Origin of the sequence: Streptomyces sp. NBC_00525 (assembly GCF_036346595.1) — a bacterium.
GTDB lineage: Bacteria > Actinomycetota > Actinomycetes > Streptomycetales > Streptomycetaceae > Streptomyces.
In genome coordinates this window covers 669305-690867 of the sequence record NZ_CP107834.1, presented here as the reverse complement: position 1 = coordinate 690867, position 21563 = coordinate 669305, and the positions used below count along the sequence as shown (strand labels likewise).

Here is a 21563-nt window from a genome sequence, read left to right as displayed (position 1 = left end):
CACCGTGTCAAGCGCTTCACTGAACCGCCAGGAGGTGGTTCCGATGACCGGGACGCACGAGGAGACGGACATGACACGCGCGCTGCGCGGGCTGGCGCACGGCGACGCCTCGGTGCGGCTGCGGACCGCGCTGGCGGTCGGCTCGGCACCCGACCCGCGGCTGGTGGACCGGCTCGTCGAGCTGTGCGGGAACGAACCGGACTTCTCCGTGCGGGAGATGCTGACCTGGGCGCTCACCCGGCACCCGCAGGCGCTCACCGTGCCCCGGCTGATGGACGAACTGCGCTCGGAGCATCCGCAGGCACGCGCTCAGGCGCTGCACACCCTGTCCAAGACGGGCGACCGGCGGGCGTGGCCGGCGATCGGCCGGGACCTGCTGACGGACCCCGACGACGAGGTGGCGCGCACGGCCTGGCGGACGGCCGTCGCCCTGGCGCCCGAGGGCGAGGAGGCGGGACTCGCCGCCGTGCTGACCGGGCAGCTCGGGCGCGGCGGCAGGGAGACGCGGCTGAGCCTCAGCCGTGCGCTGATCGCCCTCGGCGAGGCGGCCGAACCGGCCCTGCGCACCGCCGACGCACACCCCGAACCGCATGTCCGCGAGCACGCGCTCGCCACCGAGGCGCTGCGCCGTGACCCGGATGCCGGGTTCGACTTCGCGATCGAGGAGGCCAAGCGCAGGGTGGCTCTGGGAACGGACGACGGGACGGGGTGAGGCACGGTGCTGATCGGTGAGGTGGCGCGGCGGTCCGGGGTCAGCGCGCGCATGCTCCGCCACTACGAGTCGCTGGGGCTGGTGCGGCCGACCGGACGCAACGACGCCGGATACCGCGAATACTCCGGCGAGGACGTCCGGCGCATCTTCCACATCGAGAGCCTGCGGTCGCTGGGGCTGTCGCTGCGCGAGGTCGGGCGCGCCCTGGACGATCCCGGCTTCAGCCCGGCGGGGCTCGTCGCCGACCTGGCGCGGCGCACCCGGGAACGGATCGCGAACGAGACGGAGCTGCTCACCCGGCTGGACCGGATCGGGGCCGCGGAGCCGGCGGGCTGGGAGGAGGTCCTGCGTACCGTCGCCCTCCTCCAGGCGCTGGGTTCCAGCAGCCCCGGTACGCGCCAGCGGGCGGCGCTGTCCGCGGCCGGCGAGGAGCCGGTGCCGGTGGAGGCGCTGGTCGACGCGGTGCTGGGGGAGCCGGACCCGAGTGTGGCCGGCGCCCTGCGCTGGGCCCTCGCCCGGGCGGGCGACGGGCTCGCCCCGCTGGCCGAGGGGCTGCGGTCGCCGGTGCCGGAGGTCCGCGCCCGCGCGGTGCGGGCCGTCGCGGAGATCCCCGGCGAGGCGGCGGCCGCGCTGCTGCGGGAGGCCCTCGGGCACCCGGACCCGGCGGTGCGCCGGTACGCGGCCCCGGCGCTCGGGGCGCGCGGGGTGGCGGCGGCCGTCCCCACGCTCATCGACATGGTCGCCGAGGCGGAGCGGGACGTGGAGGCGGCCGACGCGCTCGGCGTCCTGGCGGCTGAACCCGGCACCGCCGACCGGATCGCCACCGCGCTCGTCGCCCGCCTCACGGCCCCCGCCCCGGACGCGGGCGCCCGCCGCCGCCTCACCCAGGCACTCGCGGACATCCCCGGCCCGGTGGCGTCGCGGGCGCTCGGAGAACTCGCACACGACGAGGACCGGGGCGTCGCGGTGACCGCCGTGTACCTGCTCGGCCTCCGGGGCGAGGAACGGCCGCCCGCCCCCTGAGAGCGCTGACCCATGACCGTGACCGGCCGACCGCCGACCACTTTCCAAAATAAATTCTGCAAAAATACTTTTGCAGAACCTCTCGGCTGCTCTAGCCTCCGGTCATGGTCAGCGAAGAGCAGAAACGTGTACTCGATCCCGAGCGTGATGCGGCAGCCCTGAAGGCCCTCACGCACCCGCTGCGCATCCGGCTGCTCGGGATGCTGCGGCAGGACGGCCCCGCCACCGCGAGCGAACTCGCGGTCAGGACCGGGGAGTCGTCCGCTTCCACCAGCTACCACCTGCGGGTTCTGGCGAAGTACGCGTTCGTCACCGAGGCCCAGCACCGTGACGGGCGGGAGCGCCGCTGGCAGGCGGTGCACTCCGTGACCTCCTGGAGCAACAAGGCGATGGAGGCCGCACCGGGCAGCCGCGCCTACGTCGGCCTGTCGCGCAGGGCCCAGATCGAGCACCTGGAGGCATCGCTCGCCCGGCACGAGGCCGACATCGCCGACGGGCGGCTGGGCCGGGAATGGGTGGAGCCGTCCGGGATCAACGACCTGATGCCCCGCCTGACCCCGGAGTCGCTCAGCGAACTCTGGGAGGCGTTCGACCGGAAGCTGGCGGAACTGACCACCCGCGACGCACAAGATCCACGCGCCGTGCGGGTCGTACTCCTCACCGCCGGACTGCCCCTGGCACCGCGCGACCCCGGCGCCGGGGAGGACACCTCGGCCCCTGCGGTGCAAGATGCCGAGGACGCGTCATGACCGGGCCGCTGGACGTACACGCCGCACGCCGCCGCTACGTCACGGTCTGCGTTCTGTTCTGGCTGCCACTGGGACTGAGCACCGCTCCCCTGATCCTGCTGCTCACCGAGCGCGGCATGGCGATGGCGGCCATCGCGGGCTTCTTCGCGGCGCACTCCCTCACCGCCGCCGCACTGGAACTGCCCACCGGAGGACTGTCCGACGTCTTCGGCCGCCGCACTGTTCTGGCCGCCGCGGGGCTGCTGAACCTGGCCGCCCTGACCCTCGTGGGCCTGGGCACCGCTCCCTGGCTGCTCGGCCTCGGTATGGCCCTGATGGGCGCGGGCCGCGCCCTGTCCAGTGGCCCGGCCGAAGCCTGGTACGTCGACACCGTCCAGGCGCACTCCGGCCCCGACGCCGAACTGCGTACCGGGCTGGCCCGCGGCGGATCCGCGACATCCGCCGCGCTCGCCACCGGCACCCTGCTCGGCGGCGCCCTTCCCTGGCTGCTCGGCCTCGGCCCTGCCCTTGGCGTGCGACTGGGCGAAGCGACGTCCGGGCTGGTGCTGCCGCTGTCCGTCCCGATGCTGCTGGGCGCGGCAGTCGAGATCGTCTTCGTGCTGTACGTCGTGACTGCTCTGCGGGAGCCGCCCCGGCCGCCGGTCACCCTGCCCTACGTGCTCCGCAGCATCCCGGCCACCATCGTGGACGGACTGCGGCTGGGGGGCCGCGACGCGCTGGTCCGCCGGGTGCTCCTCAGCGCCGGCGCCGCCGGCGGCGCCCTGGCCGCGCTCGAACTGCTCACGCCGGGCCGTGCCGCGGACCTCACGGGCGCATCGGAGTCGGGGGCGGTGCTGTTTGCCGCGCTCGCCTGCGCCGGATTCATCTGCTCGGGTATCGGCAGCCACCTCGCACCGCTGACCGCCCGGCTCGCGGGCAGCGGAGAGCGCGCGGTCATGGTCGGTCTCGGCGTGAGCGCGAGCGGCTTGCTTCTGCTCGGCGCAACCGCGGCGTTCGCCGGAGTGGGCTCCACGGTCATCGCGGCCGGCGGCTACGGCCTGGTCCACCTCGGGCTCGGCGCGGCGGGGCCGAGCGAGAACGACCTGTTGCATCGCCGGGTCGCGAGTTCGGGCCGGGCCACCGCCCTGTCCGTCCAGTCTCTCGCCCTGCAACTGGTGGCAGCGCTCACCGGCTTGATCATGGGTGCCCTTCCGCCGGGCCCGATGCCCTGGCTGCTGGGAGGCGCCCTGCTGCTGGCGGCAGCTCTCCTGTGGACTCACCGCAGCGCGACCGCACGCCGGACTCCGCCGGACTCGGTGGGTTGCTATGCGATCGGTTCCGATATATCGTCGAGGCATCGCGATGGTTCAGCGATGTAGAGAACGAAGAGAACGTATCGAAGAGAAGCAGAGGAGTACGGTCATGCGTACACATGGGTACGAACACGGACACGGCCGCCACAGCCACGGGCCGGGCGGGCCCGAGGGGCCGCGCGGGGGGTTCGAGGGGCGCCGGGCCGCTTTCGGGCCGTTCGGACCGCCGTTCGGCGGCGGGCGCAACCGGGGCGGCGGCCGGGGGAGGGCGCGGCGCGGTGATGTGCGGGCGTCGATCCTGGCGCTGCTCAGGGACCGGCCGATGCACGGCTACGAGATGATCCAGGAGATCGGCGAGCGCAGCGGCGGCGCCTGGCGGCCCAGCCCCGGATCGGTGTATCCGACCCTCCAGCTGCTGGAGGACGAGGGGCTGATCGTCAGCGCGAGCGAGGGCGGCAAGAAGCTGTTCACGCTCACCGACGCCGGACGCACCGAGGCCGAGACCGGGCCGGAGGCCCCCTGGGAGGAGGCCGGGCGCGGCGTCGACTGGGAGAGGATGAACGAGGTCCGCCAGGCCGGCGTCGGCCTGATGGAGGCGTTCGGCCAGGTCTGGAAGACCGGCTCGCCCGACCAGCGCGAAAAGGCGCTCGCCGTCGTCAACGAGGCCCGCAAGAAGCTCTACCTCATCCTCGCCGACGAGCACTGAGCCCCGAGAACCCCGAGGCGGGTCAGCGGGGAGGGGCCTGGTCCCCGCCCGTGCACCAGATGTGCGCCGCGTCGAAGCGGTCGGAGGCGCGCGGATGTGGACCGTCGTCGTGGCAGTGGAACGCCGACCAGAACAGATCGGCGGGCAGCGCGTCGTGCGGTGCGTGGACCCGGTAGACGTAGTCGCGCCCGTCGAGCGCCGGCAGGGACACCAGCCAGCTCACCCCGGTTCCCTCCCGCCGCGCCGCGAACACCCGCTCCCGTCTGTGGGACGTGTACCGGCGGGCCGCCGGTTGCCCCGTACACCCGGACGAGGCGGATGTCAGGGGCGCGGGCGGTGTCGGGGGGTTACGCGACGTCAGGCGTCAACGGGGTGACGGTCCTGACCCCAGCTGTCATGATGTGCCGATGCACGCGTCTCAGGGGAGAAGCGCCGGCCTGGGACTCGCCCTCGCCTCGGCGTTCGCATTCGGTGGTTCCGGAGTGGCGGCCAAGCCGCTGATCGAGGCGGGACTCGACCCGCTCCACGTGGTCTGGCTGCGGGTGGCGGGCGCCGCGCTCGTCATGCTCCCCGTGGCCTGGCGCCACCGCGCGCTGGTACGCGAACGGCCCGCGCTGCTGCTCGGCTTCGGGCTGCTCGCCGTCGCGGGCGTCCAGGCCTGCTACTTCGCGGCCATCTCCCGCATCCCCGTGGGCGTCGCCCTGCTGGTGGAGTACCTGTCGCCGGCGCTGGTCCTCGGCTGGGTGCGCTTCGTCCAGCGGCGGCCGGTGACGCGCGCGGCTGCCCTCGGCGTCGTCCTCGCGGTCGGCGGCCTCGCCTGTGTGGTCGAGGTGTGGGCCGGCCTCGGCTTCGACGCGGTCGGGCTGCTGCTCGCGCTCGGCGCCGCCTGCTGCCAGGTCGGCTACTTCGTCCTCTCCGACCAGGGCGGCGGCGAGGCGTCGCCGGACGGGGCGGGGCCGCCGAATCCGGTCGGCGTCATCGCCTACGGGCTGCTCATCGGCGCCCTGGTGCTCACCGCGGTCGCACGGCCGTGGACCATGGACCACTCGGTGCTCGGCGGCGACACGGTGATGGACGGCACCGAGGTGCCCGCATGGCTGCTGCTGGCCTGGATCGTGCTGCTGGCCACCGTCCTCGCGTACGTGACCGGCGTGGTCTCCGTACGCATGCTGTCCCCGGCGGTCGCCGGGGTCGTCGCCTGCCTGGAGGCGGTCATCGCGACCGGCCTCGCCTGGGTGCTCCTCGGCGAGCACCTGGCGCTCCCGCAGCTCATCGGCGGCGCGCTGGTCCTGGCCGGCGCCCTCATCGCCCAGTCGGCCACGCCCCGGCCGTCCGCCGGCCCCGTCGCCTCGGGACCGGCCGCGGCGGAAGCCGGCGTGGAGCGGTCCGCCGCACGGTCCTAGGGGTGTCCGGCCGATCCCCGCGACGTCTAGCGGGTTCGCCGGACACCCTGGAGCGCTTCGAGGTACGCGGGCACCTCGATCGACGGGTCCAGGTCGTCCGCCGGGACCGGTGCGGCGAAGGCGGGGGCGACCGGGACGACGCCCGCCCAGTGCGGCAGGCCCAGGTCGCGCGGGTCGTCGCCGGGTCCGCCGGTACGGACCTTGGCGGAGGCTTCGCGCAGATCCAGCCGGACGACGGCGGTGGCGGCCAGTTCCCTGGCGTCGGCCGGGCGCGCGTCCTTCGAGCGCCCCGGCACCGCCTGCTCCACGATCGCGTCCAGCGCGACGCGCCGCTCCTCGGGATCGGTCACCTGGTACGCCGTGCCGTGCACGACCACGGAGCGGTAGTTGAGCGAGTGGTGGAAGGCGGAGCGGGCCAGCACCAGGCCGTCCACATGCGTCACCGTCAGACACACGGGCAGCCCCTCCTCGCCGCCGGACTCCCGCAGCGGCCGGGAGCCGGTCGAGCCGTGGACGTACAGCCGGTCGCCGACCCGCCCGAAGAGCGTCGGCAGGACGACCGGCGCGCCCTCGCGCACGAAGCCGAGGTGGCACAGGAAGGCGTCGTCGAGTATCGCGTGGACCGTTTCGCGGTCGTACGCGGCCCGCTCGCGCAGCCGGGTGGGAACGGTGCGGTCCGTCGGCCCGTAGCCGGCCGGGGCGTCCGGGGACGTGGTCTGCTGGGGAGCGGTCTCCGGCATTGCGGACTCCATTGCACTAGTGCATACTGTGGTTTGTGCTAGGAGAGTATCGGATCAGTGGGCGGCGTGCACAGGACATTGCCGCCAGCGTCGAGCACGGGGTCGGCTCCGGGGAGCTGGAGCCCGGCCAAGTGCTGCCGCCCATGCGCGAGTTGGCCGTCTACCTGGAGGTGAACCCGAACACCGTCGCGGCCGCCTACCGCATCCTGCGCGAGCGCGGGGTCATCGAGACCGCCGGTCGCCGGGGCAGCCGCGTGCGGCCCCGCCCCGCGAGCACCGCGCGCGGTTCGATACGGGTCGAGGCCCCGCCCGGCGTACGGGACCTGGGCGACGGCAACCCCGACCCGGCCCTGCTGCCGCGCCTGGGCGGGGCCTTCGCGGCGGTCGCCGAGGCGTACGCGCACGAGCCGGGCCTGTACGGAGGGGCCTTCGTCGACCCGGAGTTCGCCGCGCTCGCCCGCGCCGCCCTGGACGCGGACGGCGTCCCGGCCGGGCCGGTGGCCGTCGCCTCCGGCTCGCTGGACGCGATCGAGCGGGTGCTCGCCGCGCATCTGCGGCCCGGCGACCCGGTCGCGGTCGAGGACCCCGGCTGGGGCGGGCTGCTGGACCTGGTGCCCGCGCTGGGCATGCGCCCCCTGCCGGTCGCGCTCGACGACGAGGGACCGCTGCCCGACGCGCTCGAAGCGGCGCTGCGGGCCGGTGCGCGGGCCGTCGTCGTCACGGACCGGGCGCAGAACCCGACCGGCGCGGCCGTCTCCGCCGCGCGGGCGGAGCGGCTGCGGACCGTCCTCGCCCGCCATCCCGGCATCCTGCTCATCGAGGACGACCACGGGCACGCCATCGTCGACCAGCCGCTGCACCCGCTGGCGGGGGTCACGGACCGCTGGGCGTTCGTCCGCTCGACGGCCAAGGCGTACGGGCCGGATCTGCGGGTCGCGGTGCTCACCGGGGACACGGTCACGGTGGACCGGGTCACCGGCCGCCAGCGGCTGGGGCCCGGCTGGGTCAGCCGACTGCTCCAGCGGACCGTGGTCCACCTGTGGAACACCGGCGCCGTGGACCCGCGGGAGGTGGCCGGCTCCTACGCCCGCCGCCGCGACGCGCTCGTGCGGGCCCTGGCGGACCGGGGCGTCGAGGCGCACGGCCGCAGCGGGATGAACGTGTGGGTGCCGGTGAGCGACGAGACGGGCGCCGTGGCCCGGCTGCTCCAGGCCGGATGGGCGGTGGCGCCCGGAGCCCGGTTCCGTATCGACGCGCCGCAGGCGGTCCGGCTCACCGTGTCCTCGCTCACCGACACCGACATCGGCCCGCTGGCCGACGCGGTGGCCGGGGCGGCCGGTCCGGCGAGACCGCTCAACTACGGCTGATCGGGACGGCGCCGGACCGGGCCGTGCTGATCAGCCGCCGCGCCCGGCCGGGGCGCGTCGATCACGACCCCGCCGGGCCGGACCGGGCCCCGCCGGGCCGGACCGGGCCCCGCCACCCCGTCACGCGGCGCGCGGTCTGCTCTGGGTCAGGGCGGCGCCGGCCAGGACGACGAGCGCGCCGACCGGAGTGTTCCAGCTCAGCTCCTCACCCAGCACGGCGACGCCGGCCGCCGTGGCGATGACCGGGATGAAGTAGGTGACCATCTGCGCCGTCGTCGGCCCGACCTCCTGGACCAGGCCGTACTGGAGCAGCACCGCGAGACCGGTGCCCAGTGCCCCGAGCGCGAGGACGGCCAGCGTCGGCAGCACCGGGAAGCCGCCGGGCATGCCGGTGAACAGCGGGGTGACGACGGCGAGTTGCACCGTCCCCAGGAAGAGCTGGCTGCCCGTGAGCGCGAGGGTGGACGCGTCGTCGCCGGCCAGCGTGCGGCGCACATAGATCCAGCCGATCGGGTAGCTGAGCGACGCCAGCAGGGCCATGGCGGTCCCGCCGAAGTCCAGCCCGGAGAAGCCCTGCCAGGCCCCGAGCACCGTCAGCACGCCGAGGAAGCCGAGCCCGAGACCGGCGACCCGCCGCCGGGTCGGCCGGTCCTCGGACAGGGCGACGAGCGACAGCGCCATCCCCCACAGCGGCGAGGTCGCGTTGCAGATGCCCGCCAGTGTCGACGGAATGGTCAGCTCCGCGTAGGCGAACAGGGAGAACGGCAGGGCGTTGAGGAAGAACGCCGCCACGGCCAGATGGCCCCAGGTACGGGCGGAACGCGGCAGCCGCTCCCGCTTCACCGCCATCACCACCGCCAGCACGGCGGTCCCCGACACGAGCCGCCCGAACGTCACCTGGAACGGCGCGTACGCGTCGGTCCCCACCTTGATCAGCAGAAAGCTGAAACCCCAGATGAGCGAGAGCGCCGCGAACCGCAGCCGCCAGTCCAGCGCCGGGCGCCGGGCGGGCGTGCCGGTGGCGGACGGTCCGGCGGTGGCCGGTGCCGCGGGCGGCGCGCCCGGAGGCACGGAGGACTCGGTGGCTGGCCGGGGTGCGGGCGGGGCGCTCATGGGGACCACGATGACCGGCCGAACTTCGTAGCACAAGTGAGATTTTGTATGCGGTTTCCCGTAGCATCGCTTATATGTTGAACCTGGAGCGCCTGCGCACCCTCGACGCCCTGGCCAGGCTCGGTTCGGTCAGCGGCGCCGCCGAGGGACTGCACGTCACGACATCGGCGGTCTCGCAGCAGATGTCGAAGCTGGAGCGCGAGGTGGGGCAGCAGCTCCTCGCCAGGAACGGACGCGGAGTGCGGCTCACTGACGCCGGCCGGCTGCTCGCCGACCACGCGGCCCGCATCCTGTCACAGGTGGAGCTGGCCCAGTCCGACATCGAGGCCCAGCGCGGCGAGGTGGTGGGGGAGATCCGGCTCGGCGCGTTCCCGACGGCGGCGCGCGGCCTCTTCCCCTCGACGCTGCTCGCGCTGCGCGCCGACCATCCCGAACTGCGGGTACGCACCCTGGAGCTGGAACCGGAGGACGGCATCCGGGCGGTGCTCAGGGGCGACATCGATCTGGCCGTCGTGCTGGACTGGAGCAACAAGCGGCTCCCCGTGCCCGGCGGACTGACCAGGGCGGAACTGCTCGACGACGCCCCGGACATCGCGATGCCGGCCGGTCACCCGCTGGCCGGGCGGTCCGAGGTGGATCTGGAGGACTTCGCCGACGACGACTGGGTGTCCTGGCCGGAGGGCGAGTTCTGCTACGACTGGCTGATGTTCACGCTCCGCTCCAAGGGCATCGAACCGCGCATCGCCCATCTCGCGGGCGAGCACCACACACAGCTCGCGCTGATCGCCGCCGGCATGGGGGTGTGCGTGGCGCCCCGGCTGGGCCGGGGGCCGGTGCCGGACGGCGTACGGCTGGTGCCCGTCCGCCAGACGATGCGGCGGCACGTCCACGCGGTGTGGCGCTCCGACGCGGACCGGCGGCCCTCGATCAGGGCGGCCGTCGCGGCCCTGCGCGAGTCGGGCCGGAACGTGGGCGAGCAGGGCGAGGGCGCCTTCTGAGGTTCCGCCTGCCGGGCGGGCGGCGCCGCTTTCCACGCGTGCGCCGGGTCCGGGCCACCCGCCGGAAACGCGTACCGCTCCCGGACGGGCCGCGATCCGGGACGGCGCGCCCTCAGACGCCCAACGACCTGCGCAGGAAGTCCCGCTCCAGGCGCAGCAGCCCGCTCGCCGCCCGGTCACCGACCCGGTGCCCGGCCCCGGACAGCGGCAGCACCGTGTGCGGGCGCCCCGCCGCGAGCAGGGCCGCCGACAGGCGCAGCGTGTGCGCCACGGCCACATTGTCGTCGGCCAGCCCGTGCACCAGCATCAGCGGCCGGCGCAGCGACGCCGCCTCGTCGAGCAGCGAACTGCGGGCGTAGTTCTCCGGCAGCACGTCCGGGTGCCCCAGGAACCGCTCCTCCCAGTGGGTGTCGTACAGCAGCCGGTCCGCCGGCGCGGCGCCCGCCACCGCCGCGTGGAACACCTCCGGGTGCCGCAGTACGGCGGCCGCCGCCAGACAGCCGCCGAACGACCAGCCTCGTATCGCCACCCGACCCGTGTCCAGCTCCGGACGGGCCGCGGCCACCGCGCGCAGCGCGTCGATCTGGTCCTCCAGCACCGCTGTCAGCCGGTCGCCGTGCACCGACTTCTCCCACGCCTCGCCCCGCCCCGGCGTGCCCCGCCCGTCCGTCACGAGCACCGCGAAGCCCTGCTCGGCGAACCACTGGGCCACCGCGGTCCACCAGGCCCGCGCCTCCAGCACGACCTGCATGCCGTGGCCCGCGTAGGGGCTCAGCAGCACCGGCAGCGGCCCGTCGCCCGGCCGGTGCCGGGACGGCAGGTACAGCCGGCTGCGCAGCTCCCGCCGGCCCGGCCTCAGCGCCAGCGGGCGCGGAGTGACGAGCGGTTCCTCCGCCAGGACCGCGATCCGGCCCGCCGGCGCACCGGACCGCAGCACCGTCACCGTCTGGCCGTCCGGTGTCCGGCTGTCCAGGACCACCATCGGGCCCCCGACCGCGGCGGTGTGCACTCCGGGGGCGCCCGAGACGCGCACCGGGCCCGCGTCCCCGGGACCGTACGACCAGACGTGGATCTCGGTGGGCTCGTCGCCGCCCGTGAAGTACACCCGACCGTCCGCCGCGCCCAGCACCTCGCGCACCTGGAGGCCCGGCGGCGTGCGGGCGCCGCCGATCGCCAGTCCCTGGGTGTCGCCGTCCGGCCGGGCCGGGACCACGAGCGCCCCGGACGGCAGCCGCAGCGGGGTCCCCGGACGCAGGGCCACCCAGGCCGGGTCGTGCTCGCGGTGCGCGGTCGTGGTGGCACCGGTCTCCGCGTCCACCTCCAGGACGTGCACCGAGCGCTGGTCCCGGCTCTGGACGGTCACCAGGGGGCCCCGCTCGTCCCAGCCGGCCGCCACCACGTACTCGAACGCCGGGTCCGTCCAGGCACCCGCGGGATGCCCGGCCCCGGCCGCCTCGGGGAGCCGGACCCGGACGCGCTCACCGGAAAGCCGCACCACGTGCAGCGACACCTCGGCGTTGGGGGTGCCCGCGGCCGGGTACGGCAGGGCGCGGGGCGGGCGCTCGGGGCGGGCGGGGTCGGTGAGGTAGCGGCGCCGGACGCGGGAGGTGTCCACGCGGGCGACCAGGAGCGCGTCGCCGGACGGGGACCACCAGTACCCGCGGGTGCGCCCGATGGACTCCTGCGACACATGGTCGGACAGGCCGTACGTGATGTGCTCGCCCTCCGGTCCGGCGAGCGCGCTTTCGCCGGTGCCGTCGCTCCGTACCGTACGCAGCGCGCCGCCGCAGACGTATGCGATCAGGGAGCCGTCGGGGGAGGGGCGCGGATCGACGGCGGGCCCGGCCGTCGGCAGCCGGCGGGGCGGGCCGCCGCGGACGGGGACCAGCCACAGGGCGCCCGCGAGGGTGAAGGCCGCCACGGACACGGAGGCGTCGGTGGCGTACGCGACCACACCGGACGAGGTCTCACCGGCGCGCTCCCGCCGCACCCGCTCCGCCTCCGGCACCTCGTGCGGGACCGCCTCCGCGAGGTCCGGTCCGAGCGGATCGGCCAGCAGCCGCTCGGCGCCGTCCTCGTACAGCCACAGCCGGCTCACCGGATCGCTGCCCGAGGTGCCCCGGAGGAAGAGGACCCGGGTGCCGTCCGGGGAGACGGTGAACCCGCGGGGCACGCCGAGCGAGAAGCGCCGGGTGCGGGCGAACTGGGCGGGGAACGGGTCGTCGGTGTCGGCTGCGGCTCTGGTGGGGTGGGCGGAGGGGCGCGTCATCCCGACACCCTGACAGGTGGCGCCGCCGGAACAGCCCTGCGGGGCCCGCCCGTCCCCGGTGTGGGGGAGGACGGGCCCCGCAGGGGCCGCGCTCAGTGCGCCGGGGTGGCCGCGGCGGACTCGGCCGCCGCCGTCTCCTCCGCCAGACGCTCCATGCCGCTCTGCGTGCGCAGCGGCTTCTCCTTGATGAACAGCACCGCGATCAGCGCCAGGAAGGCGAACGGGGCGCCGATCAGGAAGACGTCGGCGGTGGCGACGCCGTACGCGTTCTCGACGATCTCGCGCGCCGGGGCGGGCAGGGTGCTCAGATCGGGGACGGTGCTCTCGCCGCCGCCCGCCGGCTTGCCGAAGCCCTTCTCCAGCTCCTGCGCCACCCGGTGGCCCAGGACGGCGCCGAGCGCGCTCGTACCGATGGCACCACCGAGGCTGCGGAAGAACGACAGGACCGAGGTCGCCGCGCCCAGTTCGGAGGCGGGCACGTCGTTCTGCGCGGCCAGCACCAGGTTCTGCATCAGCATGCCGACGCCGACGCCGAGAACCACCATGTACACGCTGAGCAGGCCGAACGAGGAGTCGGCGCCGATCGTGGACAGCAGACCCATGCCCGCCGTCATGATGATGCCGCCCGCGATGAGGAAGCCCTTCCACTTGCCCCGCGCGGAGATGATCTGGCCGGCCACGGTCGTCGAGACCATCAGGCCGAGGATCATCGGCAGGCTCATCAGACCGGCGGTCGTCGGGGACTTGCCGAGCGAGATCTGGAAGTACTGGGAGAGGAACACCGTGCCGCCGAACATGGCGACACCGACCAGCAGGCTCGCGACCGTCGTCAGCGCCACCGTGCGGTTGCGGAAGATGTCCAGCGGGATGATCGGCTCCGGCACGCGCGACTCGACCCACACGGCGGCGCCCAGCAGGACCACACCGGCGGTCACGAGCGCGGCGGTCTGCCAGGACGCCCAGTCGAAGCGGTTGCCGGCCAGGGTCACCCACAGCAGCAGCGCGCTGACGCCGCTCATGATGAGCACGGCACCGACGTAGTCGATCTTCACCTCGCGGCGGATCGTCGGCAGTTTGAGGGTGAGCTGGAGCAGCACGATGGCGAGCAGCGCGAAGGGGACGCCGATGAAGAAGCACCAGCGCCAGCCCAGCCAGGAGGTGTCCACCAGGACGCCGCCGATGAGCGGCCCCGCGACCGTGCCCACGGCGAACACGGCACCGAAGATGCCGGAGTAGCGGCCGAGTTCGCGCGGCGGGATGATCGCCGCCATCACGACCTGGGCGAGCGCGGTGAGCCCGCCCGCGCCGATGCCCTGGACGACACGGCTGACGATGAGCAGCCCGACGCTGTGCGAGAAGCCCGCGACGAGCGAGCCGACGACGAACATCGACAGCGACAGCTGGATGAGCAGCTTCTTGTCGTACAGGTCGGAGAGCTTGCCCCAGATCGGCACCGTCGCCGTCATGGCGAGGAGTTCGGCCGTGACGACCCAGGTGTACGAGGACTGGGTGCCGTGCAGGTCGGCGATGATCCTGGGCAGGGCGTTGGCGACGACGGTGGAGGCCAGGATCGCCACGAACATGCCGGCCATCAGGCCCGACATGGCCTGGAGTATCTGGCGCCGCGTCATGCCTGACGCGGCCTCCTCTGTCGGACCGGCCGGGCCGGTTTCGGGTGTGACGGCAGCGGTCATCGGCTGACGTTCCTCATTCTCTGGTGACTGGCTCCGTGACGGGTGGGGCCGCGCGGAGGGATGGTGCGGGGGTGGGTGAGCGGCCCGGCGCGGTACGCCGGGGGCGCGCTCAGGCCTTCAGACCGGCGGCCAGGGAGGCGAACGCCTCGCGGTACAGGCTCTGGAAGGTACGTGTACGGCCCGTGGCCACCCAGACCTCGACCGAGGCGCGCACCGCGGCCAGGGCGACATGGGCGAGGAGCCGGGGGTAGAGATCGGCCACGGGGTCCTGGCCGAGGCGTTCGGCGACGACGGCGATCATGGCCTTCTCGTCGGCGCCGCGGGCGGCCAGGAAGTTGGGCAGCAGCGCCGGGCTCTTGCGCAGCACGGCCGTCTGGAGCTTCCAGCGCTCGTGGTCCTCCTCGATGGAGGCGAGCTCCTGGGCGATGGCCTCGCTGAGGGCTTCGAGCGCGGTGAGGTGCTCCGGCGCGTTGAGCACGGCCCGCCGGGTCCGCTCAGCGCTCTCCGGGCCGGGACGCGTGATGGCGTCCTCCAGGCACGCGAAGTAGTTGAAGAACGTGCGCACGGAGACCCCGACGGCATCGGTGACCGCTTCGACGGTCACCTGCTCGAAGCCCCGCTCGGCGGCCATGCGCAGTGCCACGCCCGCCAGGGCGTCGCGCGTGGCGCGCTTCTTGCGCTCACGCAGCCCCAGGGGCGGGTCGTCGCTCATGAAGATGGATGCTATGCAATTTTGCAGCCCAGGCAAAATTTTAAACGGGGCCGCGGTGCCGGCCCGCGCACTCGGTGCCGGAGCGTGCGTGGGCGGCGCTTCAATAGCCGTACTGGTACGGCGGACACACCACGCCCTCCAGGACGAGCCCGCTGATCTCCTGGGCCGGGGGCCGCTCGCGCTCGGGGGTGAGCTGCGACTCCCACTCCGCCCAGCTCTCCGTCATCCCCTGCCCGGCCGGCTGCTCGCGCGGCTGCGGCTGTGGTTGCCCCTGGGGCTGGGGCTGGGGCTGTGATTGGGCCCGGGCCCGGGTCTGGGTCGTGGGACCCGCCGGGCGCGGCGGGGTGCCGTTGGCCTGCTTGCGGTGGCGGCCCCTGCTCGTCGGGGTGCCGTCGCCCCGCAGGATGCCCTGCGTGGACAAATCCTTCAGCCGGGTCACGACGCTCGCCACGTCCATACCGAGCCGCGCCGCGAGCGCGTGCAGGTCCACGCCCTCCCGCCAGCCCGCGCTCAGCGCGGCGTCCAGTTCCTCGGACCACACCGTCCCGGCGCCCTCGGCTCCGGCCGCCGGAGCGTTGAGCAGATGGTCGGCGGCGGACCGGGCGGTCTCCACGCCCACCTCGCGCCGCGCCGACCTCACCTCCCGCGCCTGCAGTCCCAGCAGATCGGCGACGGACCTGTCGCGACCCACCGTGACAGCGAAAGCGGCCAGCGACCGGCTACGGTGCATCTGTGCCTCACGCAAGGCGGCTTCGGCGAATCTGACTTGTTCGTCATGCAAACAGAATTCCTCTGCCAGAACCTTGTGGTGACTCCAGGACTCCTGTGGATTCATGCCCGAAACAACGTTTTTTCCTGGCATATCGTCCTGGCCGGTGGCGGATCTTCACCCATACGTGGGGTTCTCGGTGAGGGAGGGCGACGGGGGCGGGGTGCCGGGCACCGTCGAATCTCGGTCATCGTCGGTCCCGTGCGCACTCCCGGCGCAGCCCCTGGAGGTTTCTGCAAGTTCTTGCAGAGTAAGGAATCGGGGCTGAACTGCCTCGTAAGTCGTGCGATGAAAGCCTGACTGAAAACTCTTGCAGAAACTTGCAGACCCTCGGCGCTGTCATGAGGATGGCCCCATGACGAACCGCATGAAACGCATATCGCCCGCTCCCGCCCTCACCGCCGCGATCGCGGCAGGACTCCTGACCCTGGCCGCAGCCCCCTCCGCCTCGGCAGCCACCGGAACACCGGCTCCCGACTGCGTGGAGTCCTTCCAGAGCTGGCGCTACACCGACGTCCGCAACGGCTGCTCCGACGCCGTCTCCGTCACGGTCGAGTACACGAACGGCCAGTGGGCCCCCTGCGTCACGCTTCAGCCCGGCGGCTGGGCGACCTTCGCCGGCTACGGGACGAACGCCAACTACGTCACGGCCCTGCGGACGTGCGACCTGGCGCCGGTGGCGCCGTAACCACAGTCCGGGGCGACGCGGCGGTTCCCGCTCCGGCCGGGGGCCGCTACGCGGCGTCGAAGCGCAGCACGAATCGGCGCTGCCAGGGCGTCTCCACAGCGCGGGGGTGGTAATGCCGGCGGACGAACGCGACGGCCTGGTCCGGCGGAACCCCGTCGAGGACGGCCATGCAGGCCAGCGCGGTCCCCGTCCGGCCCCGCCCGCCTCCGCAGGCGACCTCGACGCGTTCGTTCCCCGCCCGCTCCAATGCCTCTTGCAGCACCTCCCGAGCCTGCCGGCGATCTCGGGGAAGGCGGAAGTCGGGCCACGGCAGCCATCGCGTCTCCCACGGGGTCGGCGGGGGCTGCTTGCCGAGCAGATGGACCGCGAACGACGGCACGGGCCCCGAGGGCAGCGGGTATCGCAGACCCCGGCCACGCACGAGCGCGCCCGAAGGCAACCGCAGGATTCCGTCCGTAGTGCCCCATCCCTCACTCATACGAGCACCCTATACAGGGCACGATCACGGCCTGCCCGGCATGACTGACCCGCGGACCCGCCACCACCGGCACCCGCCCGAGCGACGCCGCCCGGCCGATCACCCTTGCTTACGATGTGTTCCGTGGACCGCGAGGCTGAAGAGATGGGTGGCACGGGAAAGTGTTGCAAGAGGTCGTAGCGACCCGCTATGTCACGCCCCTGCGTGAAGGCGGCTCGCTCCCCGGGATCGTCGAGGCCGACGATCTCGGTACGTACGTCATGAAGTTCACCGGCGCCGGCCAGGGGCGCAAGACGCTCGTCGCCGAGGTGATCTGCGGGCAGCTCGGCCGGCGGCTCGGGCTGCGTGTGCCCGAGCTGGTGCAGATCCAGCTCGACCCCGTCATCGGGCTCGCCGAGCCGGACCAGGAAGTGCAGGAACTGCTCAAGGCCAGCGGCGGGCTCAACCTCGGGATGGACTTCCTGCCCGGCTCGCTCGGCTTCGACGCCCTCGCCTACGAGGTGGACCCGCGCGAGGCCGGCCGGGTCGTCTGGTTCGACGCGCTGATCAACAACGTCGACCGCTCCTGGCGCAACCCCAACATGCTCGTCTGGCACGGCGACCTCTGGCTCATCGACCACGGCGCCACCATGATCTGGCACCACAACTGGCCCGGCGCCCAGACCTCCGCCGCCAAGCCCTACAACGCCTCCGACCACGCGCTCGCCCCCTTCCGCCCCGACATCGCGTCGGCCGCCGCGGAACTCGCGCCCCGGATCACGCCCGAACTGCTCGCCGAGGTCACCGCCGACGTCCCCGACGAGTGGCTGGTGGACGAGCCGGGCTTCGACTCGACGGACCAGCTGCGCCGGGCCTACGCCGACGCGCTGCTCGCGCGGGCCGCCACCATCCACGAGCGGATCGTCATGGACGCGCCCACCCCCGACAAGCCCTCGCAGGCCCCCGGCTGGATCACCGAACGCCTGGCCCCGCGCCCCCGCCAGGACGACGGCAAGGGAGGCCAGGCATGAGCCGGCGCGATGTCTTCGAGTACGCGCTGCTGCGCGTCGTGCCCCGCGTCCAGCGCGGGGAGTGCTTCAACGCCGGCGTGGTCGTCTACTGCCGCGCCCGCGGCTTCGTCGCCGCCCGCACCGCACTGGACGAGGTGAAGCTCAAGGCGCTCGACCCCGGCGCCGACGTCACCGGGGTCCGCGCCGCGCTGCGCGCCGTCGAGGGCGTCTGCCTCGGCGGTACGGAGGCGGGCCAGGCCGCCGGGGACGACGCCGGGCGCCGCTTCCGCTGGCTCATCGCCCCCCGCTCCACCGTCGTACAGCCCGGACCGGTGCACAGCGGGCTGACCGCCGACCCCGAGGCCGAGGTGGAGCGGCTCCTCGATCTGCTGGTCCGCTGAGCCGGGTGTCCGGTCGCCGGGCCGGCGACCGGACACCGCGTGACGGCGGCCCGCCGGGGTGTGACATGCGCCGCTGCGCCCGTGTGCCGTTGACACCGGGTGCCAGGGCTTCTAGCGTCTCGAATGCTGAAGGTACTAAGCGGTTGCTCAGCCATCGGGCCGGTTCCCCCCGGAAGCGCCCGGCGTCCGCTGAGCCGCTATCCAAGGGCGAGGAGAGCCAAGCATGTCGACCAGCGAGCAGCGCGTAGCCATCGTGACCGGAGCGGCCCGCGGCATCGGCGCCGCCACCGCCGTACGGCTGGCGGCCGAGGGCCGTGCGGTCGCCGTCCTCGACCTGGACGAGGCGGCTTGCAAGGACACCGTCGAGAAGATCACCGCCGCCGGGGGCACGGCGCTCGCGGTCGGCTGCGACGTGTCGGACGGCGCCCAGGTGGAAGCCGCCGTCGCGCGGGTCGCCGCCGAACTCGGCGCCCCCACGATCCTCGTCAACAACGCGGGCGTGCTCCGCGACAACCTGCTCTTCAAGATGAGCGAGTCCGACTGGGACACCGTGATGAACGTGCACCTCAAGGGCGCGTTCCTGATGGCCAAGGCCGTCCAGAAGCACATGGTGGACGCCAAGTGGGGCCGCATCGTGTCGCTCTCCTCCTCCTCGGCGCTCGGCAACCGCGGCCAGGCCAACTACGCGGCGGTCAAGGCGGGCCTCCAGGGCTTCACGAAGACCCTCGCCAAGGAACTCGGCAAGTTCGGCATCACCGCCAACGCCGTCGCGCCCGGCTTCATCGTCACCGAGATGACCGCGCAGACCGCCGCGCGCGTCGGCATGGGCTTCGAGGAGTTCCAGGCCGCCGCCGCCACCCAGATTCCGGTCCAGCGCGTCGGTGTCCCGGACGACATCGCCAACGCCATCGCCTTCTTCACGGGTGACGCCGCCGGCTTCGTCTCCGGCCAGGTCATGTACGTCGCCGGCGGACCGCTCAACTGACCCGAAGGGCTGCGTACATCATGACTGTGCAGGACAGCGGCAAGGTCGCACTGGTCACCGGCGCGAGCCGGGGCATCGGCTACGGCATCGCGCAGGCGTTCGTCGAGCGCGGCGACCGGGTGTGCATCACCGGGCGCAACGAGGACGCCCTCCGGGAGGCCGTCGAGGCGCTCGGCGCGGACCGGGTGATCGGCGTGGCCGGCAAGGCGCACGACGAGGCCCACCAGGCGGTGGCCGTCGCACGCACCATGGAGGCGTTCGGCCGGGTGGACTTCCTGGTCAACAACGCCGGCACCAACCCCGTCTTCGGGCCGATCGCCGAACTCGACCTGAACGTCGCCCGCAAGGTCTTCGAGACGAACGTGGTTTCGGCGCTCGGCTTCGCCCAGCAGACCTGGAAGGCGTGGCAGAAGGAGAACGGCGGGGCGATCGTCAACATCGCCTCGATCGCCGGCGTCTCCGCCTCCCCCTTCATCGGCGCGTACGGGATGAGCAAGGCGGCCATGGTCAACCTGACCCTCCAGCTGGCGCACGAGTTCGCGCCGGTCGTCCGGGTCAACTCGATCGCGCCCGCCGTCGTCAAGACCCGGTTCGCGCAGGCGCTGTACGAGGGCCGCGAGGCGGAGGCGGCCGCCTCCTACCCGCTGGGCCGGCTGGGCGTTCCGGAGGACATCGGCGGCGCTGCCGCCTTCCTCACCTCCAGCCAGTCCGACTGGATCACGGGCCAGACCCTGGTGGTCGACGGGGGGATCTTCCTCAACGCCGGAGTGGGCTGACACACCCTGGGCCGATATGGCCACGAATGCCTCAAGCGCCCTGCCGGGCCTGCGGGTTGACCCGGCGGGGCGCTGCGGTATGGTCTGCCGACCCAAGGCTGATCGAGGAGCGTGCACGTGTTCTACCGGGCCCGACTGCAGGCCGCTGCGGCCCTTGCGTCCCTGTCCTTGCTGGCCGGTTGCGGGCTGCTGCCCGGCGACGCGTCGGACGTGGATCAGAAGCTCGTCGTCGGGACGACGAGCGAGCCCTCGACGCTGGACCCGGCGGCGGCGTGGGACGGCTCCTGGGAGCTGATGCGCAACGTGTTCCAGACCCTGGTCAGCTTTCCCACCGGCAGTACGAAGCCCCAGCCGGACGCGGCCGAGGAGTGCCGGTTCACCGATCACACCAGCACCGCCTACCGCTGCCGGCTCCGCAAGGGGCTGAAGTTCTCCAACGGCGACAAGCTCGACGCCGACGCCGTCAAGTACTCCATCGACCGGATCTCGCAGATCGGCGTCAAGGGCGGCCCCGTAGGCATGCTGGGCTCGCTCGACCGGGTGGAGACCAAGGGCGACGACGTCGTCATCTTCAACCTGAAGAAGCCCGACGCCACCTTCCCGTTCGTGCTGGCCACCCCGGCCATGTCCCTGGTCGCGCCGAGCGCGTACTCGAAGAACAAGCTCCGCGCCGACGGCAAGGTCACCGGCTCCGGCCCCTACCTGCTGGACGCCTACCAGCAGGGCAACCGCTCCGAACTGGTCAGGAACCCCGACTACAAGGGGTTCGCCGACCGCAAGAACGACGCCGTGACCATCCGGTACTTCAAGGAGTCCGGGGCCATGGTCGAGGCCCTCAAGAAGAACGAGATCGACGCCACCTACCGCGGCCTGTCCGCCGCGGACGTCGTCGACATCGAGGACAAGAGCGGCAAGGACGACCTCCAGATCGTCGAATCCGTCGGCGCCGACATCCGCTTCCTGGTCTTCAACCCGGACGACCCCGCCGCCGGGAAACCGGCCGTACGGCGGGCGATAGCCCAGCTCGTGGACCGGGACGCGCTCGTCGCCAAGGTCTACCGGGGCACCGCCGAACCGCTGTACTCGATGGTCCCCAAGGGCATCGCCGGACACACCACCGTCTTCTTCGACACCTTCGGCGACCCCAGCAAGGAGAAGGCCCGCCGCATCCTCGCCGAGGCGGACATCACCACCCCGGTCGCCATGACCTTCTGGTACACCACCGACCGCTACGGATCGTCCACGGCGCCCGAGTTCGACGAGCTGAAGCGCCAGCTGGAGGCCTCCGGACTGTTCCGCATCACGCTGAAGAGCCGGCCCTGGAAGACCTTCCAGGACGGCTTCAACCAGGGGGAGTTCCCGGTTTTCGGCCGCGGCTGGTTCCCGGACTTCCCGGACCCGGACAACTTCATCGCCCCGTTCATCGGCAAGAACAGCGTCACGGGCACCCCGTACCTCCAGGACGAGATCACCGGGCAGCTGCTGCCGCAGACCCGCAAGCAGAGCGACCGGGGCGCCGTCGGCCAGGAGTTCGAGCGGGCCCAGGAGATCCTGGCGGAGGACGTGCGGCTGCTGCCGCTGTGGCAGGGCAAGCTGTACGTGGCCGCCGGCGAGGACATCGGCGGCGGCGAGCGCGCCCTCGACCCGCAGACCGTCATGCAGATGTGGGAGCTGTACCGCAAGGCCAGCTGGTAGGAGC

General features: G+C 73.2%; 22 protein-coding genes. 14 read left to right on the top strand and 8 right to left on the bottom strand.

The features are described from left to right. Positions 1-43 precede the first annotated feature (43 nt). The 5 genes from OG710_RS02915 (at position 44) to OG710_RS02895 (ending at position 4482) form a co-directional block, all read left to right on the top strand. Positions 44-712, top strand: coding sequence for a HEAT repeat domain-containing protein (locus OG710_RS02915; protein ID WP_330237953.1), 669 nt, complete (start codon positions 44-46; stop codon positions 710-712). Positions 713-718: 6 nt separating this feature from the next. Further along, on the top strand, positions 719-1735 hold the full coding sequence (locus OG710_RS02910; protein ID WP_330237952.1) for a HEAT repeat domain-containing protein: 1017 nt from the start codon (positions 719-721) through the stop codon (positions 1733-1735). Positions 1736-1839: 104 nt separating this feature from the next. Next, the gene (locus OG710_RS02905) at positions 1840-2484 is read left to right on the top strand and encodes an ArsR/SmtB family transcription factor (protein ID WP_330237951.1); all 645 of its coding nucleotides are present in this window, start codon (positions 1840-1842) and stop codon (positions 2482-2484) included. After that, positions 2481-3842, top strand: a complete 1362-nt coding sequence (locus OG710_RS02900; RefSeq protein WP_330237950.1) for an MFS transporter — start codon at positions 2481-2483, stop codon at positions 3840-3842. The genes OG710_RS02905 and OG710_RS02900 overlap by 4 nt, the downstream gene beginning before the upstream one ends. Positions 3843-3885: 43 nt before the next feature. After that, a complete protein-coding gene (locus tag OG710_RS02895; RefSeq protein WP_330237949.1) occupies positions 3886-4482 on the top strand; it encodes a PadR family transcriptional regulator in 597 nt (198 codons plus the stop codon). Between the two features lie 22 nt (positions 4483-4504). Here the strand turns inward: OG710_RS02895 and OG710_RS02890 are convergent, their stop codons facing one another. Further along, positions 4505-4705 (bottom strand): hypothetical protein, encoded by a 201-nt coding sequence (locus OG710_RS02890; RefSeq protein WP_111335798.1) that lies wholly within the window; start codon positions 4703-4705, stop codon positions 4505-4507. A gap of 184 nt (positions 4706-4889) precedes the next feature. On the opposite strand from OG710_RS02890, the gene OG710_RS02885 reads away from it, so the two are divergent. Next, positions 4890-5885 carry an EamA family transporter gene (locus OG710_RS02885; RefSeq protein WP_330237948.1) on the top strand — a complete coding sequence of 332 codons (996 nt, stop codon included), beginning with the start codon at positions 4890-4892 and terminating at the stop codon, positions 5883-5885. A 26-nt stretch (positions 5886-5911) separates the two neighbouring features. Here the strand turns inward: OG710_RS02885 and OG710_RS02880 are convergent, their stop codons facing one another. After that, positions 5912-6625: a pyridoxamine 5'-phosphate oxidase family protein gene (locus OG710_RS02880; RefSeq protein ID WP_330237947.1), complete on the bottom strand. Its 714-nt coding sequence runs from the start codon at positions 6623-6625 to the stop codon at positions 5912-5914. Between the two features lie 35 nt (positions 6626-6660). Here OG710_RS02880 and OG710_RS02875 point away from each other — a divergent pair, with 35 nt between their 5' ends. Next, positions 6661-7992, top strand: coding sequence for an aminotransferase class I/II-fold pyridoxal phosphate-dependent enzyme (locus tag OG710_RS02875; RefSeq protein ID WP_330237946.1), 1332 nt, complete (start codon positions 6661-6663; stop codon positions 7990-7992). Positions 7993-8112: 120 nt separating this feature from the next. On the opposite strand, the gene OG710_RS02870 is transcribed toward OG710_RS02875, so the two are convergent. Beyond that, positions 8113-9105, bottom strand: coding sequence for a DMT family transporter (locus OG710_RS02870; protein WP_330237945.1), 993 nt, complete (start codon positions 9103-9105; stop codon positions 8113-8115). A gap of 74 nt (positions 9106-9179) precedes the next feature. Between OG710_RS02870 and OG710_RS02865 the strand changes: the two genes are divergently transcribed. Beyond that, positions 9180-10103, top strand: coding sequence for a LysR family transcriptional regulator (locus OG710_RS02865; RefSeq protein WP_330237944.1), 924 nt, complete (start codon positions 9180-9182; stop codon positions 10101-10103). 112 nt (positions 10104-10215) lie between these two features. Here OG710_RS02865 and OG710_RS02860 read toward each other — a convergent pair whose 3' ends face one another. The 4 genes from OG710_RS02860 to OG710_RS02845 all read right to left on the bottom strand — a co-directional run bounded on the left by OG710_RS02860 (position 10216) and on the right by OG710_RS02845 (position 15469). Continuing rightward, positions 10216-12372: a S9 family peptidase gene (locus tag OG710_RS02860; RefSeq protein ID WP_330237943.1), complete on the bottom strand. Its 2157-nt coding sequence runs from the start codon at positions 12370-12372 to the stop codon at positions 10216-10218. A gap of 92 nt (positions 12373-12464) precedes the next feature. Continuing rightward, positions 12465-14066 carry an MDR family MFS transporter gene (locus OG710_RS02855; RefSeq protein WP_330237942.1) on the bottom strand — a complete coding sequence of 534 codons (1602 nt, stop codon included), beginning with the start codon at positions 14064-14066 and terminating at the stop codon, positions 12465-12467. Positions 14067-14175: 109 nt separating this feature from the next. Further along, positions 14176-14778 (bottom strand): acyl-CoA-like ligand-binding transcription factor, encoded by a 603-nt coding sequence (locus tag OG710_RS02850; protein ID WP_330237941.1) that lies wholly within the window; start codon positions 14776-14778, stop codon positions 14176-14178. Positions 14779-14878: 100 nt separating this feature from the next. After that, positions 14879-15469 (bottom strand): hypothetical protein, encoded by a 591-nt coding sequence (locus OG710_RS02845; RefSeq protein ID WP_330237940.1) that lies wholly within the window; start codon positions 15467-15469, stop codon positions 14879-14881. Positions 15470-15902: 433 nt separating this feature from the next. Between OG710_RS02845 and OG710_RS02840 the strand changes: the two genes are divergently transcribed. Continuing rightward, a complete protein-coding gene (locus OG710_RS02840; RefSeq protein WP_330237939.1) occupies positions 15903-16235 on the top strand; it encodes an alpha-amylase in 333 nt (110 codons plus the stop codon). Positions 16236-16281: 46 nt separating this feature from the next. On the opposite strand, the gene OG710_RS02835 is transcribed toward OG710_RS02840, so the two are convergent. Further along, positions 16282-16713, bottom strand: coding sequence for a protein-tyrosine phosphatase family protein (locus tag OG710_RS02835; protein WP_330237938.1), 432 nt, complete (start codon positions 16711-16713; stop codon positions 16282-16284). Between the two features lie 161 nt (positions 16714-16874). Here OG710_RS02835 and OG710_RS02830 point away from each other — a divergent pair, with 161 nt between their 5' ends. From OG710_RS02830 to OG710_RS02810, 5 genes are all read left to right on the top strand, one after another. Then, positions 16875-17723 (top strand): HipA family kinase, encoded by an 849-nt coding sequence (locus OG710_RS02830; RefSeq protein ID WP_330237937.1) that lies wholly within the window; start codon positions 16875-16877, stop codon positions 17721-17723. Beyond that, on the top strand, positions 17720-18103 hold the full coding sequence (locus OG710_RS02825; protein ID WP_330237936.1) for a DUF3037 domain-containing protein: 384 nt from the start codon (positions 17720-17722) through the stop codon (positions 18101-18103). The genes OG710_RS02830 and OG710_RS02825 overlap by 4 nt, the downstream gene beginning before the upstream one ends. A gap of 223 nt (positions 18104-18326) precedes the next feature. Further along, positions 18327-19088, top strand: coding sequence for a 3-oxoacyl-ACP reductase FabG (fabG, locus tag OG710_RS02820; RefSeq protein WP_111334171.1), 762 nt, complete (start codon positions 18327-18329; stop codon positions 19086-19088). Between the two features lie 20 nt (positions 19089-19108). Then, a complete protein-coding gene (locus OG710_RS02815) occupies positions 19109-19864 on the top strand; it encodes an SDR family oxidoreductase (RefSeq protein WP_330237935.1) in 756 nt (251 codons plus the stop codon). Positions 19865-19981: 117 nt separating this feature from the next. Next, on the top strand, positions 19982-21559 hold the full coding sequence (locus tag OG710_RS02810) for an ABC transporter substrate-binding protein (protein ID WP_330237934.1): 1578 nt from the start codon (positions 19982-19984) through the stop codon (positions 21557-21559). Positions 21560-21563 lie beyond the last annotated feature (4 nt).

Coding starts and splice junctions, on each gene's coding strand:
- OG710_RS02915 (WP_330237953.1), top strand. CDS start 44: ATGACCGGGACGCACGAGGAGACGGACATGACACGCGCGCTGCGCGGG.
- OG710_RS02905 (WP_330237951.1), top strand. CDS start 1,840: ATGGTCAGCGAAGAGCAGAAACGTGTACTCGATCCCGAGCGTGATGCG.
- OG710_RS02900 (WP_330237950.1), top strand. CDS start 2,481: ATGACCGGGCCGCTGGACGTACACGCCGCACGCCGCCGCTACGTCACG.
- OG710_RS02895 (WP_330237949.1), top strand. CDS start 3,886: ATGCGTACACATGGGTACGAACACGGACACGGCCGCCACAGCCACGGG.
- OG710_RS02885 (WP_330237948.1), top strand. CDS start 4,890: ATGCACGCGTCTCAGGGGAGAAGCGCCGGCCTGGGACTCGCCCTCGCC.
- OG710_RS02880 (WP_330237947.1), bottom strand. CDS start 6,625: ATGCCGGAGACCGCTCCCCAGCAGACCACGTCCCCGGACGCCCCGGCC.
- OG710_RS02870 (WP_330237945.1), bottom strand. CDS start 9,105: ATGAGCGCCCCGCCCGCACCCCGGCCAGCCACCGAGTCCTCCGTGCCT.
- OG710_RS02865 (WP_330237944.1), top strand. CDS start 9,180: ATGTTGAACCTGGAGCGCCTGCGCACCCTCGACGCCCTGGCCAGGCTC.
- OG710_RS02860 (WP_330237943.1), bottom strand. CDS start 12,372: ATGACGCGCCCCTCCGCCCACCCCACCAGAGCCGCAGCCGACACCGAC.
- OG710_RS02855 (WP_330237942.1), bottom strand. CDS start 14,066: ATGACCGCTGCCGTCACACCCGAAACCGGCCCGGCCGGTCCGACAGAG.
- OG710_RS02850 (WP_330237941.1), bottom strand. CDS start 14,778: ATGAGCGACGACCCGCCCCTGGGGCTGCGTGAGCGCAAGAAGCGCGCC.
- OG710_RS02840 (WP_330237939.1), top strand. CDS start 15,903: ATGACGAACCGCATGAAACGCATATCGCCCGCTCCCGCCCTCACCGCC.
- OG710_RS02835 (WP_330237938.1), bottom strand. CDS start 16,713: ATGAGTGAGGGATGGGGCACTACGGACGGAATCCTGCGGTTGCCTTCG.
- OG710_RS02825 (WP_330237936.1), top strand. CDS start 17,720: ATGAGCCGGCGCGATGTCTTCGAGTACGCGCTGCTGCGCGTCGTGCCC.
- fabG (WP_111334171.1), top strand. CDS start 18,327: ATGTCGACCAGCGAGCAGCGCGTAGCCATCGTGACCGGAGCGGCCCGC.
- OG710_RS02815 (WP_330237935.1), top strand. CDS start 19,109: ATGACTGTGCAGGACAGCGGCAAGGTCGCACTGGTCACCGGCGCGAGC.